Annotated in this window: 15 protein-coding genes; 12 read left to right on the forward strand and 3 right to left on the reverse strand. The window is 66.3% G+C overall.

What is annotated here, in order from left to right:
- Positions 1 to 3 precede the first annotated feature (3 nt).
- The 8 genes from argH (at position 4) to argF (ending at position 7,944) form a co-directional block, all read left to right on the forward strand.
- Positions 4 to 1,497 (forward strand): argininosuccinate lyase, encoded by a 1,494-nt coding sequence (gene argH, locus HMUK_RS03680; protein ID WP_015761749.1) that lies wholly within the window; start codon positions 4 to 6, stop codon positions 1,495 to 1,497.
- A gap of 259 nt (positions 1,498 to 1,756) precedes the next feature.
- Complete coding sequence (gene lysW, locus HMUK_RS03685; RefSeq protein ID WP_015761750.1) at positions 1,757 to 1,921, forward strand: lysine biosynthesis protein LysW; 165 nt, start codon at positions 1,757 to 1,759, stop codon at positions 1,919 to 1,921.
- Between the two features lie 33 nt (positions 1,922 to 1,954).
- Positions 1,955 to 2,893, forward strand: a complete 939-nt coding sequence (locus HMUK_RS03690; protein ID WP_015761751.1) for a RimK family alpha-L-glutamate ligase — start codon at positions 1,955 to 1,957, stop codon at positions 2,891 to 2,893.
- Positions 2,893 to 3,930, forward strand: coding sequence for an N-acetyl-gamma-glutamyl-phosphate reductase (gene argC, locus HMUK_RS03695; protein ID WP_015761752.1), 1,038 nt, complete (start codon positions 2,893 to 2,895; stop codon positions 3,928 to 3,930). The genes HMUK_RS03690 and argC overlap by 1 nt, the downstream gene beginning before the upstream one ends.
- Positions 3,931 to 3,949: 19 nt before the next feature.
- Complete coding sequence (locus HMUK_RS03700) at positions 3,950 to 4,783, forward strand: acetylglutamate/acetylaminoadipate kinase (protein ID WP_015761753.1); 834 nt, start codon at positions 3,950 to 3,952, stop codon at positions 4,781 to 4,783.
- On the forward strand, positions 4,780 to 5,910 hold the full coding sequence (locus HMUK_RS03705) for an aspartate aminotransferase family protein (protein ID WP_015761754.1): 1,131 nt from the start codon (positions 4,780 to 4,782) through the stop codon (positions 5,908 to 5,910). The genes HMUK_RS03700 and HMUK_RS03705 overlap by 4 nt, the downstream gene beginning before the upstream one ends.
- A gap of 85 nt (positions 5,911 to 5,995) precedes the next feature.
- Positions 5,996 to 7,051 carry a [LysW]-lysine hydrolase gene (locus HMUK_RS03710; protein WP_015761755.1) on the forward strand — a complete coding sequence of 352 codons (1,056 nt, stop codon included), beginning with the start codon at positions 5,996 to 5,998 and terminating at the stop codon, positions 7,049 to 7,051.
- A 2-nt stretch (positions 7,052 to 7,053) separates the two neighbouring features.
- Positions 7,054 to 7,944 carry an ornithine carbamoyltransferase gene (gene argF / locus HMUK_RS03715; RefSeq protein WP_015761756.1) on the forward strand — a complete coding sequence of 297 codons (891 nt, stop codon included), beginning with the start codon at positions 7,054 to 7,056 and terminating at the stop codon, positions 7,942 to 7,944.
- 401 nt (positions 7,945 to 8,345) lie between these two features.
- Here the strand turns inward: argF and HMUK_RS17470 are convergent, their stop codons facing one another.
- Positions 8,346 to 8,522 carry a hypothetical protein gene (locus HMUK_RS17470; RefSeq protein WP_015761757.1) on the reverse strand — a complete coding sequence of 59 codons (177 nt, stop codon included), beginning with the start codon at positions 8,520 to 8,522 and terminating at the stop codon, positions 8,346 to 8,348.
- A gap of 328 nt (positions 8,523 to 8,850) precedes the next feature.
- Here HMUK_RS17470 and HMUK_RS03720 point away from each other — a divergent pair, with 328 nt between their 5' ends.
- The 4 genes from HMUK_RS03720 (at position 8,851) to thrC (ending at position 11,997) form a co-directional block, all read left to right on the forward strand.
- Positions 8,851 to 9,705 (forward strand): fructosamine kinase family protein, encoded by an 855-nt coding sequence (locus tag HMUK_RS03720; RefSeq protein ID WP_015761758.1) that lies wholly within the window; start codon positions 8,851 to 8,853, stop codon positions 9,703 to 9,705.
- Between the two features lie 79 nt (positions 9,706 to 9,784).
- Entirely contained in the window at positions 9,785 to 10,021 is a 237-nt protein-coding gene (locus HMUK_RS03725; protein ID WP_015761759.1) for a hypothetical protein, read from the forward strand.
- Positions 10,022 to 10,069: 48 nt separating this feature from the next.
- Positions 10,070 to 10,441, forward strand: a complete 372-nt coding sequence (locus HMUK_RS03730) for a helix-turn-helix domain-containing protein (protein ID WP_015761760.1) — start codon at positions 10,070 to 10,072, stop codon at positions 10,439 to 10,441.
- A gap of 176 nt (positions 10,442 to 10,617) precedes the next feature.
- On the forward strand, positions 10,618 to 11,997 hold the full coding sequence (thrC, locus tag HMUK_RS03735; RefSeq protein WP_015761761.1) for a threonine synthase: 1,380 nt from the start codon (positions 10,618 to 10,620) through the stop codon (positions 11,995 to 11,997).
- Positions 11,998 to 12,198: 201 nt separating this feature from the next.
- On the opposite strand, the gene HMUK_RS03740 is transcribed toward thrC, so the two are convergent.
- Entirely contained in the window at positions 12,199 to 15,423 is a 3,225-nt protein-coding gene (locus tag HMUK_RS03740; protein WP_015761762.1) for a type 2 lanthipeptide synthetase LanM family protein, read from the reverse strand.
- Positions 15,424 to 15,660: 237 nt separating this feature from the next.
- The gene (locus HMUK_RS03745; protein ID WP_015761763.1) at positions 15,661 to 17,577 is read right to left on the reverse strand and encodes a serine hydrolase domain-containing protein; all 1,917 of its coding nucleotides are present in this window, start codon (positions 17,575 to 17,577) and stop codon (positions 15,661 to 15,663) included.
- Positions 17,578 to 17,916 lie beyond the last annotated feature (339 nt).

The raw sequence follows: 17,916 nt of genomic DNA on the forward strand, positions 1-17,916 counted from the left end.
ACGATGAGCGACGGAGAGCACGACGACGGCGCGGGCGAGGCGACCGACGAGAGCGTCGTCCGCCGGGACCGCTTCTCGGGCGGCCCCGCCCGCTCGTTCCTCTCCTCGCTCGACGACGACGAGCGCATCTTCGCGGCGGATCTGGCGGTCGACCGCGCCCACGTCGTGATGCTCGCAGAACAGGACATCGTCGACCGCGAGACGGCCGGCGAGATCCTGTCGGCACTCGCAGACGTGGAGGCGGCCGGACACGGAGCGCTCCACGAGGGCGAAGACGTCCACGAAGCCATCGAGTCGGCGGTCATCGACCGCGTGGGAGCCGAGGGCGGGAAGATGCACACGGCTCGCTCGCGCAACGACGAGGTGGCGACCTGTATCCGCTATCGCTTGCGCGAGGACCTGCTCGCGCTGATCGAGACGGTCGTCGAGGCCCGCGAGCAGTTGCTCGCCGTGGCCCGCGAGCACACCGAGACGGTGATGCCCGGCTACACCCATCTCCAGCCGGCACAGCCGACGACGGTCGCCCACTGGATCGCCTCCTACGAGCAGGCCCTGCAACGGGACACCGCACGCCTGCTGGACGCCTACGATCGGGTCAACCAGAACCCGCTCGGGGCGGCCGCGTTCGCCGGGACGCCGTTCGACGTGGACCGCGAGCGCACCGCGACGCTGCTGGGCTTCGACTCGGTGCTCGAAAACTCGATGGACGCCTCTGCGACGCGCGATTTCCTCGTCGAGACGACGGGCGCGGTCGCGACGCTCGCGACGACGCTGTCGGGGCTGGCCGAGGACGTGATCGTCATGGCGAGCAAGGGCCACGTCGAGCTGGCCGACGACTACTCGTCGACCTCCTCGATCATGCCCCAGAAGAAGAATCCAGACACGCTGGAGCTCGTGCGCGGTCGCACCGGCGACGCGACCGCCGGGCTGAACGGCCTGTTGACGAACCTGAAGGGCCAGCCCCGCGCGTACAACCGCGACCTCCAGCGAGCGGGTCGCCACGCCTGGGACGCGATCGACAGCGTCACCGAGAGCGTCGCCGTCGCGACCGGCGCGGTCGCGACAGCCGACTGGCCCGCCGAGACGCTGGCGGCCGCGGCCGGCGACGGCTTCTCGACGGCGACCGGCGTCGCGGACCTGCTGGCGATGGCGGGCCTGCCCTTCCGGACGGCCCACGAGCTGGTGGCCGAGGCGGCGGGCGACATCGAGGGCGGCGACGCGCCCGACTACGAGACGATCGACGCGGTCGCCCGGGACCGGCTCGGCGAGTCACTGTCGGCCTACGTCGACCGCGAGGACGTAGAGGCGACACTGGAGCCGGCCGAGAGCGTCGCGATGCGTGACTCCGCCGGAGGCCCTGCACCCGAAGCCGTCGATGCCCAGCTGTCGGCGGCCGAGGAGACACTGGCGGCGGACCGGAACGCGCTCACGACACGTCGAGAGCGTGTCGAATCGGCCGACGAACGGCTGGACGCGGAGGTCGATCGCTATGTCTGAGGCCGCCGGCCGTCGCTGTCGGACCGGCGTCGTCACCGCGGCGCGGCGACGCGGGTCGCGGACGGGGAGCCCGGAGCGTGATCGGCGGCTGATCGACCGACGATCCCCGCGAGGGGAAATACTACCATAAAACTGATACAGATATCAGGACAGTCCCGTTTTTTCGGATTTTCGCGCCCTTAGAGTCGAGTATAGATACCTAATTAATTCTGATAGGTTCGAAGAGTTTAAGTGCAATGGGGCGCGAGTGAGTGATACAATGGCAGAATGCGTCGAATGCGGGGCGGAAGTCTCGCTGCACGACAACCTCGAAGCCGGAGAGATCGTCGACTGTGCGACCTGTGGTGCCGAGCTCGAAGTGCTCTCGGCCGATCCCGTCGAGCTCGACTCGGCCCCCGAGCTCGAAGAAGACTGGGGCGAGTAACGACGGCGGGCGGCCGAGCGCGGTGATACAACAATGAATGTAGGAATACTCTACTCGCGGATTCGTCGGGACGAGAAGCTCCTGCTGGAGGAGCTGCGCGATCGAGACCACGAGGTCACGAAGATCGACGTCCGGAAACAGCGGTTCAACATGAGCGAGCCGCCGGCCGCCTTCGACGGCGTCGACATCGTCGTCGATCGGTGTCTGGCGACGAGTCGGTCGGTGTACGCCACCAAGTTCGTCGAAGCCTACGACGTGCCGGTGGTCAACACGCCGGGGACCGCGGAGATCTGTTCGGACAAGGTCAAGAACAGCCTCGCCCTGGTCGACGCCGACGTGCCGACGCCGAACACGGACGTGGCCTTCACCAAGGACGCCGCGATGGAGTCTATCGAGGAGTTTGGCTACCCCTGTGTCCTCAAGCCCGTCGTGGGCTCGTGGGGTCGCCTGATGGCCAAGATCGATTCGCGCTCGGCCGCCGAAGCCATCCTCGAACACAAAGAGACCCTGGGCCACTACGAACACAAGGTGTTCTACGTCCAGGAGTTCGTCGACAAGCCCGGTCGAGACATCCGCGTGCTGGCGACCGACGGCGAGCCAGTCGCCGCGATGGTCCGATCCTCGGACCACTGGCTGACCAACGCCGCCAAGGGTGCCGAGACCGACACCTTCGAGCTCGACGACCGCGCGCTGGAGCTCGTCGAGCAGGCCAGCGACGCGGTCGGCGGCGGTCTGCTCGGCATCGACCTGATGGAAACCGGCGTCGACGAGGACAGCGAGGCGGGAACCGCCTCGGACAGCGCGAGCGGCGGCAAGCCGCGAGTGGGCGACCCCGAGGACTACACGGTCCACGAGGTCAACCACACCGTCGAGTTCAAGGCGCTCGACGAAGTGAGCGACGTGGACGTGCCCGCCGAAGTCGTCGACTGGCTCGAAACGAAAGCCGAACAGGAAGCCGGGGTGACCGCCTGATGACGTTCTCCGCGAGCGTCGTCGGCGGCTCGGGCTTTACCGGCGGGGAACTCCTTCGCCTGCTCGATGGCCACCCCGAGTTTCGAACCGTTCAGGCAACGAGCCGCTCGAAGGAAAACAAGACGGTCGGCCACGCCCACCCGAACCTCCGGCACAAGGACCTGCGCTTTTCCAGCCCGGCAGATCTGGAATCCGTCGACGTGCTCTTTGCGGCGACACCCCACGGCGTCTCGATGGAGCAGATCGACGCGTTTCGGGACGCCGCCGACACCGTCGTCGACCTCTCGGCCGACTTCCGCCTCGACACCGAGGCCCAGTACGACGAGTGGTACGACGGCCACAGCCGTCCGGAACTGCTCGCCGACGCGGAGTACGCGCTGCCCGAGCTGAACCGCGGGAACCTCGCGGGCGCGGACCTGATCGCTTCGGGTGGCTGTAACGCCACCGCGACGATCATGGGCCTGTTGCCTCTCTTCGAGGCCGACATCCTGAGCGGCGACGAGCAGGTCGTCGTCGACGTGAAGGTCGGTTCCTCGGAGGGCGGCGCTGGCGGCGGCGAGGCCTCCAGCCACCCCGAACGCTCGGGCGTCGTCCGCCCCTACGCGCCGACGGGCCACCGCCACGAAGCCGAGATTCAGCAGTTCCTCGGCGTCGACGTGTCCTTCACCGTCCACGCGGTGGAGATGACCCGCGGGGCGAGCGCGACCTGTCACGTCTTCCCGGACGGGCCGGTCTCGAAGGGCGACCTCTGGAGTGCCTACCGCGAGTCCTACGAAGACGAGCCGTTCGTCCGGATGGCCGCGGGCGGTGGCGGCGTCTACCGCTATCCGGAGCCCAAGGCCGTCGCCGGGACGAACTTCGCGGAGGTCGGCTTCGAGGTCGACCCCGCGAACGAGCGACTCGTCGTGTTCTCGGCGATCGACAACATGATGAAGGGCTCGGCCGGCCAGGCCGTCCACGCCGCCAACGTCGCGCTGGGGATCGAGGAGACTGCCGGCCTCGAACTGACCGGGTTCCACCCCGTCGGCGCACCGTGACCGCAGGAGTGAACTTTCCATGACAGTAGTTATCAAAGTCGGTGGCGCTCGTGCGGTCGACCCCGCGGGTGCCCTTTCGGACGTTGCATCACTCTACGAGGACGGCGAGGATGTGGTCCTCGTCCACGGCGGCTCCACCGCCGTCGACGACACGCTCGAACGGCTCGGCATCGAACCGGAGTACGTCGAGACGCCCAGCGGCGTCGTCGGCCGCTTTACCGACGAGGCGACGATGGAGGTCTTCGAGATGGTCTTTGGCCACCTCAACACCCAGCTCGTCGCCGGGCTCCAGAGTCTCGGCGTCGACGCCGTCGGCCTCTCGGGCGTGGACGGGAAACTCCTCCACGGACCCCGGAAGTCCGCGGTCCGCGTCGTCGAGGACGGCACGAAGAAGATCAGGCGCGGCGACCACTCCGGCACGATCAAGGAGGTCAACACGGACCTGCTTTGGTCGCTGCTCGACGGCAACTACCTGCCGGTGGCCGCGCCGCCGATGGCCGGCGACGACGACGGTGAGATTATCCCCGTCAACACAGACGCCGACCGTACCGCCGCGGCGATCGCCGCCGCGCTGGACGCCAAGCTGGTCCTGCTGACCGACGTGGCGGGCGTCTACGAGGACCCAGACGATCCCGAGACGCTGATCGAGACCGTCGAGACCGGCGAGGAGTGGCAGGCCCTCGAAGCGGCCGCGGAGGGGTTCATGAGTCGCAAGATCATGGCCGCCAGGGAGGCCCTGGACGGTGGCGCACCCGAGGTGGTCGTCGCCGACGCCAACGCCGACACACCGGTCACAGACGCAGTTAACGGAGACGGCACACACATGTTTCAGGAGGCCATCGAGGAGCTATGAGCGGATTCGTCTTCAACGAGAAACCGATCCAGATCGAAGAGGGGGACGGCGTGTGGCTGTCCGACGACGCGGGCAACGAGTACCTCGACATGGGGGCGTCCTACGCCTGTGTCCCGCTCGGCCATCGCCACCCGGCGGTCGACCAGGCCGCAAAGAGTCAGATAGACAGGCTCACCTACGTCCAGGCGTCCTATCCCAACGCCGCGCGGACCCGTCTCTACGAGACGCTGGCCGACACCGCACCCGATCCGATCGACAAGGTGTGGCTCTGTAACTCCGGCACCGAGGCCAACGAGGCCGCGCTGAAGTTCGCCCGTGCTGCGACCGGCGAGTCGAAGCTCGTGGCGACGATGCAGGGCTTTCACGGCCGGACGATGGGGTCGCTGGCGACGACCTGGAAGAGCAAGTACAAGAAGCCCTACGAGCCCCTGGCCGGCGACGTGGAGTTCGTCCCCTACGACGACCCCGAGGCCATGCGGGACGCCGTCGACGAGGAGACGGCGGGCGTCATCGTCGAACCCATCCAGGGAGAGGGCGGCATCAACCCCGCTTCGACCGAGTTCCTCGAAGCGACCCGCGAGGCGACCGAAGACGCGGGCGCGGCACTGATCTTCGACGAGGTCCAGACCGGGATGGGGCGGACCGGATCGCTGTGGGCCGCCCAGGAGTCCGGCGTCGTCCCGGACATGATCACCGCGGCGAAGGGACTTGGCAACGGCTACCCCATCGGCGCGACGCTGTGTCGCGAGTGGATCGCCGACGAGTACGGCTCCCACGCCTCGACGTTCTCGGGCGGGCCGGTCATCTCGGCGGCCGCCGACGCGACCGTCTCGACGATCGTCGAGGAGGACGTGCCCAGCAACGCCGCCGCGGTCGGCGACTACCTCCGGGCGGAGCTGGAGGCCACGCTGGGCGACGAGGTTCGCGACATCCGCGGCGAGGGCCTGATGATCGGCATCGAGGTCGGCCGGGGCGCGATGGGACACCTCAAGCAGCTGGCGATGAGCGAGGGCGTGCTGGCGCTGCCGGCCGGCCGAACGGTGGTGCGGCTGCTCCCGCCGCTGACCCTCACCGAGGAGGACGCCGACCACGTCGTCGACGCGCTGGAATCGGTGATTGTAGAATGAGCGCGAGACGCCACGCATCTCGGAACGGCGAGCGGGCGGTCCCGCCCGCGAGCGAAAGGGGAATGCGCTCACCGGAGGTGGGCACATGAGCCAGACCGTCCAGGCCCCCGACCAGGAAGCTCGCGACCTGCTCGAAGCGATCGTCCGCATCCCGTCGGTCACGCCCGACGAAGAGCGGGCCGCGAAGCGACTGGTCGAGTTCTTCGACTCCCACGGCCGCGAGGCCTGGGTCGACGAGATCGGCAACGTCCGCGCGCCGGCCGACGACGGCGTGTTGCTGACCTCCCACATCGACACGGTGCCGGGCGACATTCCCGTCCGGGTCGAGGAGAACGACGACGGCGAACCGGAGCTGTGGGGCCGTGGCTCCGTCGACGCGAAGGGACCGCTCTGTGCGATGGCGGTCGCCGCCGTCCGCACCGGCGCGAGCTTCCTCGGCGTCGTCGGCGAAGAAGTGGATTCGCGTGGCAGTCGGTACGTGATCGAGGACCGCGAGGGGACGCCCGACGCGGTCGTCAACGGCGAACCCTCCGGCTGGGAGGGGATCACGCTGGGCTATCGCGGTCTGCTGGCCGGCACGTACGTCGCCACCAGCGAGTCGGGCCACTCCTCGCGACCGGACAACAACGCGATCCAGGACGCGCTGGACTGGTGGGCCGCCGTCGAGGGCGAGTTCGAGAAAGACGAATGGGAGCCCGTCTTCGAACGGGTCACCTGCAAACCCGTCGACATCGACGGGGGGATCTCCGACGACGGGCTCTCCGTCGAGACGACGATGGACGTACAGCTTCGGGTCCCGCCGGAGTACACGACCGACGAGATCCGCGAGATCGCCGACGGTCACCTCGTCAACGGCACCGTCCACTGGGACGACAAGGTCGAACCGGTGATGCAGAGCCCCCGGACCCCGGTCGCCCGCGCGTTCCGGACCGCGATCCGGTCGGCCGGCGGGGAGCCCACCCTGTTGCGCAAGACCGGGACCAGCGACATGAACGTCTTCGCACAGTCCTGGGACTGCCCGATGGTCACCTACGGCCCCGGCGACTCGGACCTGGATCACGCGCCGAACGAACACATCCAGTTAGCGGAGTACGACCGCTCCGTCACCGTCCTCGAAGACGTGACCGAACGCCTCCTGTAACAATGCCCACGCACCTGCTCGACGTCGACGACCTGACGACCGACGAACTGACGACCGTGCTCGACCGCGCGGCCGAGATCAAAGCCGACGGCGCGCCCGACCTCCTGGACGGGCACACCCTCGGGATGCTCTTCGAGAAGCCCTCGACGCGAACCCGGATCTCCTTCGAGACCGGGATGACCGACCTCGGTGGCCACGCGATCTTCCTCGGCCCCGAGGACATCCAGCTGGGCCACGGCGAGCCGATCAAAGACACCGCACGCGCCGTCTCGCGGTACGTCGACTTCCTGATGGCCCGGATGTTCGACCACGGCGACGTGGAGGAACTGGCCGAGTACGCCAGCGTCCCCGTCGTCAACGGGCTGACCGACGACGCCCACCCCTGCCAGACGCTCGCGGACCTGCTGACGATCCGCGAGCGGTTCGGCAGCTTCGAGGACGCCACCGTGGCGTGGGTCGGCGACGGCAACAACGTCTGTCAGTCGTTCGTGCTGGGCGCGGCGATGACGGATCTCGACCTGACGGTCGCGACCCCCGAGGGGTACGGCGTCGACGAGAGCGTGCTGGACCGCGCCGCCGAACTCGGCAGCGTGCCCGCGACGACGACCGACCCCGAGGCCGCCATGGCCGACGCCGACGTGGTCTACACCGACGTGTGGGTCAGCATGGGTCAGGAAGACAAGCGCGAGGAGAAACTCCGGGCCTTCGAGGGGTTCCAGATCACGCCCGACGTGCTTGGCGACCGCACGCTGATGCACTGCCTGCCCGCCCACCGCGGCGAGGAGGTCACCGACGCCGCCATCGAGAGCGACAACGCCATCGTCTGGGACCAGGCCGAAAACCGCCTGCACGCACAGAACGGGCTGCTGGCGTGGCTGTCTGAACAGGAGTAGCACCGCTCGAACGCAGTGAGAGCGGCTTTTTCACCGACGTTTTGCGACGAGTGGTTCCCGCAGCGAACGACGCGAGGCGCACCGAAGGTGGGCCTCGCAACGTGAGCGAGGAAACCCGAGGAGCAAAAGGTCGCTGTCGGACCAGGCCGAGAACCGCCTGCACGCACAGAACGGGCTGCTCGCGTGGCTGGCCGAGCAAGAGTAGGGCGGCGAGCGGAGCGAACCGTTTTTTCGCCCACGTTTTTCCACGAGTGGTCGCGAGCATCGCGAAGCGATCCGACGTGGAAAAAGGTGGCTGCAGAACCGCCTGCACGCCCAGAACGGGCTGCTCGCGTGGCTGTCTGAGGAGGACTGACGACGACGAACGGGGCGAGTCTCGCTCCCAGTCGACACGTCGATCGTCAGCGGCGGTCGGCTTCGAGCCGTCGGAGACGGGCAGAAACGGCACCGGACAGCCCGGCGACGAGCCCGAAGAACAGGATCGCGAACCAGACGGACGAGAGATCGCCGTCACTGGCCAGAAACAGGAACCCCCCGAACAGTTCGATCAACAGCGCAACGCCGATAGTGCGGTCCATCGCGGTTCGAGGAGCGAAGACGCGAAAAAAGTTCTTCTCGGACCAGCGCAGTCCGGCGGTCTCCAGTCGAAACGGTACCCTTTGTGCTCCCCGTGATACGGTTTATTGTAGTTGCTTACCGGTGATCGTCGCCACGGAGTAGACGATCACCGGTAAATCGCTACAATAATCCGTATGAGTACGTTTGGCATCGGGTCGCCGCGGCCGAACCGTCGAATCGGCAGGCGGTCGGCGTCCCATCTGGCGGTCTCCACCCGAAACAGTACCCCTTCGTCACCGGCGGCAAGCAACAGCAACGTTTTCCGTCGCGCCACGGCTACGGTCGACGATGACCTCGGCACCCACGGCGGCGGTCGAAGCGGCCCTCGGCGGGTCCGTAGAGACGAGCGAGCGGCTGGACGGCGGGATGGTCGGAGACGTGTTTCGCGTCGAACTCGCCGACGGCCGTGTCGCGGTCGCGAAGACCGGCGAGCACGACCTCTCGATCGAAGGTCGGATGCTGTCGTACCTCGCTACGGAGTCCGACCTGCCGGTGCCCGAGGTGTATCACGCCGACGCCGAGGTGCTCTGTATCGAGTACGTGGCGGGCACGTCGACGATCACGCCGGCCGTCGAGCGCGACGCGGCGAGGCAGTTGGCCGATCTGCACCGCGTCGAGGGGCGGGCCTTTGGCTTCCCGTTCGACACGCTCACCGGCCCAGTCGCGCAGCCCAACCCCTGGACCGAGCGCTGGGTGTCGTTCTATCGGGACCAGCGGGTACGGTCGATCTGTGACCGGGCCAGTCGGGCGGGAGCGCTGTCGGACGAGCTGGCGACCCGCGTCGAGCGGGCGTGTGCCGACTTCGAGTCGCTGCTGAGCGAGCCCGAGTCCCCCGCGCTGTTGCACGGCGACGCGTGGCGGACGAACCTCCTGACCGACGGCCGGCGAGTGACGGCGTTTCTCGACCCCGCCTGTTACTACGGCCACCCGGAGGTCGAGCTGGCCTACGTCGACTGGACGGAGACGTTCGGCGACGCCTTCTTCGATCGCTACCAGCGCGAGCGCGGCGTCGATCTCGGTGCAGCGTTCTGGGATCGGCGGCGCTACGTCTACAGGCTCTCCCCGCTGCTCGTCCACGTCCACCTGTTCGGCGACCAGTACCGCGAGGAGCTGGCCGAGACGCTGGCCCGACTGGGCTACTGAACGATCGACGAGAGCGTCGACAGAGTGGCCCAACCGCCGACGGGAACGCTCAAGACGGTGCCGGGAGAAGGGCTCGACGATGAGCGAGCGACGGACCGTCTCGGCCGGCGAGCTGGCGGTCGAGGAGCTGCTCGACCGGCTGGAATCCGGTGAGCGCGTCGTCGTCCGCACGGAGTTTCTGGGCTCGGAACACCAGGTGACGCTGCGCTACGACGGCTCGACGTTCTACTGTGACACGCCCACGCGGCTCCACCGCCACGAGAGCCGCGAGGCGATGCGGACCTGTCTGGAGAATCAGGGCTACGCGAGCCAGTGAGCTGTAGGTAACGCGGCAATTTATCCGCGATGGCCGGCAACGTCGGGTATGGCCGCCGACCCCTCGCCCAACCGGTTCAGAGAACTGCTGCTCGACGACGAACCGTCGCTCGACGAGGTAATGGCCTGTGTCTTCGGCATCCAGGCCCACGAGGTCCGGACCTACGAGACGCTGCTCGACTACCCCGAGAGCACCGTCGAGGAGCTGGCCGACCAGCTCGACCGGGACCGGTCGAACGTGAACCGTTCGCTGTCGACGCTGCGCGAAAAGGGGCTGGCCTCGCGTCGCCGCCGCCTGCTCGACAGCGGCGGCCACGTCTACCAGTACACGCCCACACCTCGCGATGAGGCCGCCGAGTTGATGCACGAGACCCTGGAGGAGTGGGCAGAGTACGTCCACGGTCGGATCGACGAGTTCTAGCGAGGGGCGTCGCGAGCGAAGCGAGCGACGGCCCTCAATGATGCGAGCGGGAGCGCAAGCGACACGCGAGCTGCTGGGCGAGCGAAGCGAGCGACGGCCCTCGATGATGCGAACGGGGGAGAGCGGCGAACCGACAACCGCCCCACTTTTGCCGATAGGGGACTTCGCCCCCGACAATGGCCGATCTACAGTTGACCGACGAGACGCCGGGGATCGCCGACGACGGCGTCTGGCTGACGTGCATCGAGTGTGGGGAGACGTTCGCGCCGTTCGCAGCGGTCAGGTACACCTGCGACGAGTGTGACGGACTGCTGGAAGTTCGCTACGAGGACCTGCCGACGTTCGACGACTTCGACGGCGAAGGCGTCTGGCGCTACAGCGACGCACTGCCCTTCGAGGAGGGCGTGACGCTGCCGGAGGGACACACGCCGCTGCACCGGGTGCCACGCCTGGAAGCGGAAGTCGATGTCGACGCCCTGCGGATCAAACACGAGGGAATGAATCCCACGGGATCGTTCAAGGACCGCGGGATGACCGTCGGCGTCCGCGTGGCCCAGGCCGTCGGCGTCGACCGACTCGCCTGTGCCTCGACGGGCAACACCTCCGCGGCGCTCGCGGCCTACGGCGCTCGCGCGGACCTGGAGACGCTCGTTCTCCTGCCGGCCGGCAAGGTCGCCGCCGGGAAGGTCGCACAGGCCTCGCTCCACGGCGCACGGATCCTCGAAGTCGACGGCAACTTCGACAGCTGTCTGGACATCGTTCAGGAGCTCGCGGGCCGGGGCGAGGCGTACCTCCTGAACTCGCTGAACCCCTTCCGGCTGGAGGGCCAGAAGACCATCGGCCTGGAGATCATGGAGCAGTTCGCCGCCGACTACGACGACTACCCCGACCGGATCGTGCTGCCGGTGGGCAACGCCGGCAACACCGCAGCGCTGTACAAGTGCTTCCGCGAACTCGTCGCGGCCGGCGCGATCGACGAGTCGGACGTGCCGAAGATCACCGGCGTCCAGGCCGAAGGGTCCGCGCCGATGGTCGAGGCTATCGAGGAGGGCAACGACGAAGTCCGGCGCTGGGACGAGGTCGAGACCATCGCGACCGCCATCCGCATCGGCAATCCCGTCAACGCGCCCAAGGCGCTGCCGGGCATCCGCGAGACCGGCGGCACCGCGGTCGCGGTCAGCGACGAGGAGATCACCGACGCCCAGCGCTCGCTGGCCGGCGAGGGCGTCGGCGTCGAGCCGGCCTCCGCGGCCAGCGTCGCCGGCCTCCGGAAGCTCCGAGCCCAGGGCGAGATCGGCAGCGACGAGCGGGTCGTCTGCCTGACGACCGGCCACCTGCTGAAAGACCCCGATGCCGCCGCCGAGGCAGGGGCCGATCCAGAGCCGGTGCCCAACGACACCGACGCCATCCTAGAGCACATCGACGAGGGGTCGTCAGTCGTCGACGCGGTCGGTCGAGCGGCGTCGAAGGCCGTCTCGGGCTCGAAAGTACCGCTGCTGGTCGGGGCCGGTCTCGGCGTCGCGTACCTCTATCGAAGGCTTCGTTCAAGTAAGTAATCGAGTTCGACGCCGCCACCAGGGGACTGCAGCGTGCGGCACTGCCGGGTACGGGCGCCTCCCTGCGGGGCGGAGCATCCGGCCGGTTTGTCGGGACGCCCCCTCAGGGTACTAAGCAGAAGGTGGGAGCCGACCGACGAAAACAGTATCGCGGCTGCGCAAATTGATCGAGAGCGCGTCACGTCGAACTCCCCGACGGAGTCACTCCCACAGCAGGATACACGGCAGTTCGTCTGGGTCACAGAGTCGTAGGTAGGCGTATCCGATCCCGGAGACGCCTTGGAAGAAGGTCGGGTCAACAATTTCGGCAGTTTCCGACAGCGTCCGATAGTGGCCGTTGGCACGCCGACTGCCGAGGACGTCACCGAGGGTGCGGCGAGCAGCGCCCTCGTGGCGCTGGCGTCGACGCTGGAGCGCCAGGAGAAACGCCGCTCGGCCAGCAGAGCCACAGCAGAGGTGGTCGACAGTCGTGGTCTGAACGTCGGAGAGCCCCGACGTCGCACGTTCGATGTCGCGCTCTATCGACGGATCTGTGAGGTAGTCTGCCATGCCCAGCCGTGCGAGCCCGATCCCGCTTCGGCCGTAACACCACTGGTCGGGGTGCCTGTCGGTCCACGGCCGATAGTCGATCCAGTTGTCTGCCTCAGGGACGTACGCGTCGCGTTCGTACGCCAGTGCCTCAGTCGCCGCATCGAGATATGATTGATTGCCCGTCGCGTCCCACAACCGAACCAACGCGTACGCGATGCCGCTAACACCGTGTGCCATCCCCGTCAGAGGTGGACAGTCCGGCACCGTTTTCCAGACGCCGACGCCGTCCAGGGTCTGTCTCGCGTCCAGTAACCTGTCACCACACGCCTCGGCCAGCGACAGCAGTTCCGGCGACTCGATCCGGTTGTACGCCCCGAGAAGCCCCAGTATAGTGCCTGCAGACCCACCGACAGCGTCGTAGGTTTCGTCTTCGGCGATCCGCGCTTCGGGAAACCGGTTGGCGACTCGCGTTGCATCCTCGAGCATCTCTCGGTCGTCGATCATGGTTCCGATAACACTCAGCCCGTACGCCACCGACCCGACACCGAGGGCCCCCCCGAGGTTTTCGAACGCCGGGACCTCCCGCTGGGTGCGCACCGCATCGCGAATCGGACCGACGGCCGAACGAGCGAACTCCGCGTATCGACTGTCGCCGTCCACGGCAAACAGTGCCGCTCCCAGTAGACCGATACCGACACCACCGACGTACAGCGAACCACCGGCCGGCTGGATGGTCAAGCGGTCGGTCTCGTGATAGGGTGCGATGCTCGCCCACTGGTAGTGTCCGTCCGCAGTCTCACGAGCACTAGACCGGACGGTTCGGAGCAACCGCTTGCTCTCGCGGAGGAACGCATCGTCGTTACTGGGTCGTTGCGGCGACGTTCCCGATACGTCCGCGTGTACCTCTCCCTGGGGCGGTTCCCCGTAACATCCCCGGATGATCTCGAGTTGTTTCCGGAGTTCGGACCGGTCGGCCCGTTCGATTCGCTCTCTGGCGCGCTCGAAACCGGTTTGGCTCGCCGTGATGCCGAGACCCGTACCGCCCCACTCTATTTCGTGTTCGTCCGTCCGCGAGGTGAACCGAGGCGGATCGAGGCGTCTGAGCGCCGTCCGCTCCGCCTCGTACAGTGCCCACGGCTTTCGGTCGGTGATGCTCCCGTCGAAAAACGGCGTCGACAACTGCTCTAGCTCGACGCCGAAACGGACGCCGTCGCCCAGGCAGTCCCTGGAAGTGAGATCGCGTAACACCTTCGCGTACTCCATCGTCGGCCGGTACACCAGCCGGTTCCTGAGGCCCTCGAATCGATCGAAAACGGCGATCGACTCCTCCAACGCGCCCGAGTCTCTGAGGTCGAGGACAGTTTCGTACGCCTCCCGAAAACCATCGACGAGCACCTCGATGTACGCGTCTGGTGGGTGATCGTCTCCGTCAACCACGGGAATCGTCTCGTCCCGATCCAGTGTCGCGGGCTCGTCCTCGACAGACATGACGTCTGTGTTTTCGGCGACGATCTGTGGGACCTGAATACCGTCGAGCGTTACTTCGCCCGACCGTTCGCCGAAACCGGCGATACGTTCCCGCATTCGTGACTGTTTGGCATCGGTGTCATGTGCTGATGTGACGTCGTACGGCAGCAAAGAAGTCAAGAGCGTGCTATCGTCCGTGAGGGTCCCGATATCGCCGCTCCCAGGTCGCCGCTCCGCGTCGAAGTAAGGATGGAAGACGGTCTCGGAGTCGACCAGCAGTGGCTGGTCGCCAGCCGCTTTCACGTTCTCGAAGTGGCAGTCGGAAAACTCGAAGAGATGCGCCAGACAGAGCCACACACCAGCTCGACGGTAGTACCGCTCGACCTCACTGTCGTCCTGGCACGGCTCGTGGTCGATCCATTCCATCCACCCGTAGGCATCGCGGTCGAGATACGTCGGAGTGTCGAACGACGGACAGGACAGGTGCTCATCGATCGCCTCGAGCGTGTCGTACAGCGCTTCGCCGGCAGCCACGCTCCGGGGCTTGTACACCACACTGAGCCCCGCGTCGAACGTAACACGCATGACAGCACGTCCGTCGCCATGCGTGTCGTCGGCGAGCGGTTTGACGCTCACGACCGGGCCGAGATCGTCTCCGCTTCCGAATCGGTCACACAGCAGGTCCCGGTCCGAACGGAGCCGTTCACAGAACACGTCGAGGTGACGCTGCCACTGCCGAATCTGTGTCACGAGGAGCCGAGCGAACACCGGATACTCCTGACAGAGGTCGACGAACCCACCGTCGAACAGGTACGCGACGAATCGGTCGTAGTATTCGCTCGGCGGTTCGTCGAAATCGTTCGGGTCCGCGAATGCGAGTTCACGGTCGTGTGCTGCCACGAACGACTTGAACTCCACGAACAGAATTCGGGAAAAACGGTTCTGGAACCGAGTTCTGAACCACTCACCCATCTCGGCGATAGCTTGGTCGGTGAGCGCCTCCTCAACCTCAGCTGGGACGCGATCGCACACGTAATCAGCCAGTGCCGCGGTCAGTTCTCCGAGCAACCGTCGTTCGTCCGTGTCGACGTCGAAGCGCGTGTCTGCACGTTCGGGCGAGCGGTCCTGTATCGCTGCGACCGCCGCTTCCAGGCGGTCGACCCACGCCGGGACTGACGCGCCTTCGTTCAGCGTTTCGACCTCGATGGCTCGCCGCCACTCGGACTCGGAAACGTCCGACCACTCGATTCGATCCTCGAAGCTCCCGTCGCTGGGAAACTGCGACCGCCATTCGTCCCACAGTGCCTCGATTCGTTCGTCGTGTTCGACGTCTTGGTCGTACTCGTCGAGCGTCTGTACTCGTTCGTGCAGTGTGCGGGCCTGTCCGACGATCGATCGTTTTTCAGCGTCAGTGAAGACAGCAGTCATGCTTCGCCGGGTGCGGTGTTATATGCGGGACGTTCAGCTCCCGTTCGTCGGTCCGACCTCGTCCGAATTTGGCCTCGTACGATCATAGTAATAATATTATAGTCTTATTTATAATATTTTCTATTAAATTTATAATATTAATATATGGGGAACGACATCGCCGCCTCCATCACCGTTCGACGGGCGACGACTGCCGTAGTGGCCCGTCGCTGGGACGTGATCCACAGTGTCGATCGGTCAGACCACAACGCCGACCAGGTTCCAGTAGTCACAGAGCCATAGGAGCACAGTCGATGACGCGACGACCCCCGAGTAGCGCAGTCTGTCCGCGAGCGACCATCGTGACTCCCGCCACGCATGGGCCGCGTATGCGACTGCGACGACCGTCCCGATCGCACCGATCAACGGGATCGAGAGCGGGACCTGTATCCCGGGAGGTGCTCGATCGCCGACGGATATCCCGGTCACGGCACTGGCGGCGACGAGCGTGGAGACGAGCGTGAGCACGAATGCGAACGGCCAGCCAGCGGAGACGGCTTCCGCCCACCTTGGACGGGAAGACCACGTCCGGTCCGGATCGGTCTCGAACACGCCGCGCACAGACTGAGCGGACAGTCGGAGGATGCTCAGGAGACTGACGAGCATGGCGACAGCAGCCGTCGCAATCTGAACGTCGTACTGCTCGATCCACGAGACCCGTTCGTACGGTACGACCATCCGACTCTCCAAGATGATGTACTCGGTGCCGTCCTCGGTGCTCTCAAGGAGCAGCGTGTCGCCGCCGTCGGAGCGCTGGTACAGATCGGGCTCGATCTGTATCCACTCGTGCTCTGTGCTGCCTATTGTCGTGATCATCTTTCCGTCGGTTCCGATCGTCACGTCAAGCGACTGGGTCGTGGCCGTCCACAACACTTTGTCGTAGGTCGTCGAGTCGGTCACGTACACCGGCCGGAACTGTCCCGCAGGTGCCTGCTGTTCCCCCGACTGCGGACGCTCGCCCGGAGGTTCGGTATCGGTATCGCTGCCGACGAAGCGGTCGAGAAACGCGTCCTCGACGGCATTAACGGCCGCTGGCGATTCCCGACCGTGAGCGGAGACGAAGAGTCCGACCCCGAGCGCTGGCGCGAACACGATCTTGCTCGAGAACCGCGGGGTCGACCCGCCATGTTCGAGGAGACGAGTGTCGCCGCGGCTGCTTTCCGCAAACCCAAACGCCATACCGCGGATTCGCTCGTGGGGACTGAACCACTCCTGATGCATGTCGTCGTAGGCTCCCGACGACATGATCGGTTCGCTCGCGTCCCCGTGGTGCAGGTGGGCGTGCAGGAACCGTCCCATATCCGCCGCAGTCGAGCACATCCCTGACGCAGGCGGGACATCAGAGTACCAGCTGAGGTCGTCAGCGCTCCCGGGTTCGCCCGGAACGAGGGCGGCCGGCGCCGTCTCGAACGTGCTCTCGGTCATACCGAGCGGTTCGAAGACCTGTCTGTCGACGTACTCGGGGAACGAGTCTCCCGTTACGTCGGATACGAGTTGCCCGGCCACAGCCGCAGCCCAGTTCGTGTACACCATCATCTCGCCCGGTGGCCGGACCTGAGCTGGTGTCGGGTGGCGGACCGACTCGGCCAACGGACGCACGTCGGTAGGGTCACCGACCTTGTCACCCCTGACTCGAGCCTCGAAGCCTGGCGTGTGGGTCGGGAGGTGCCACAGCTTCACCTGCCCGTGGTGCTGTGGAACTGTGACGGACGTGAGGTGATCAGCGACGGCGTCGTCGACCGCGATACGTCCACGGTCGACCAGTTGCATCAGCGCCGTCCAGGTGATCGCCTTCGAGATCGAGCCGATTTCGACAAGCGTCTGTGACGGATCCATCGGTGTGTCGGGCGACCGGTACGCCTGGCCATAGCCGCGGGCGATCGTCTCGCCCGCCCCCGTGACCAGCGACACGGCGGCGCCGTCGATGTCGAGTTCGGATAGCAGTCGCTCGACGGTGTCGTCTACGAACGCCGCACCGTTTTGCGTCGTCTCCGCTCGACGTCTGCGTTGCGTCGTCGCGGTACCACTCGCTCCGACGACGTCGCCAGCAGCGCTCGCCGCGCACGCGGCCCCGATCGATCCGAGGAGCCCCCGTCTGGTCGTTCTCGTGTTCATCTTTCGAGACAGACGCTCCGGAACGCTTGCTGCTCGTAGCGGTGACCGTCGGTTACCCCTCGCTGGGTTCCGCTTCGACGGACGACAGTGCGAGACATCTCAGTGCCCGGTACGCTTTCCCGTCTCTTAACCTTCCGTCGAGAGTTTCACTGAATGAAACAGTGCACAGTCACCTGGGACCACCGCTACACCGCTCTACCGGCGACCAGTCCCATCTCTGCCGCTCGATGCGCCCAGACGGGTCGTCTTCGGATCGACGATTTCGTGGCCTGTCGGTCGAGCCGAGACGAACGGGTATCACGCGTTGTACCGTCCTCGCCGTGGCACTAGTCGGTCACG

The sequence above is a fragment of the Halomicrobium mukohataei DSM 12286 genome, assembly GCF_000023965.1.
Classification (GTDB): Archaea; Halobacteriota; Halobacteria; order Halobacteriales; family Haloarculaceae; genus Halomicrobium; species Halomicrobium mukohataei.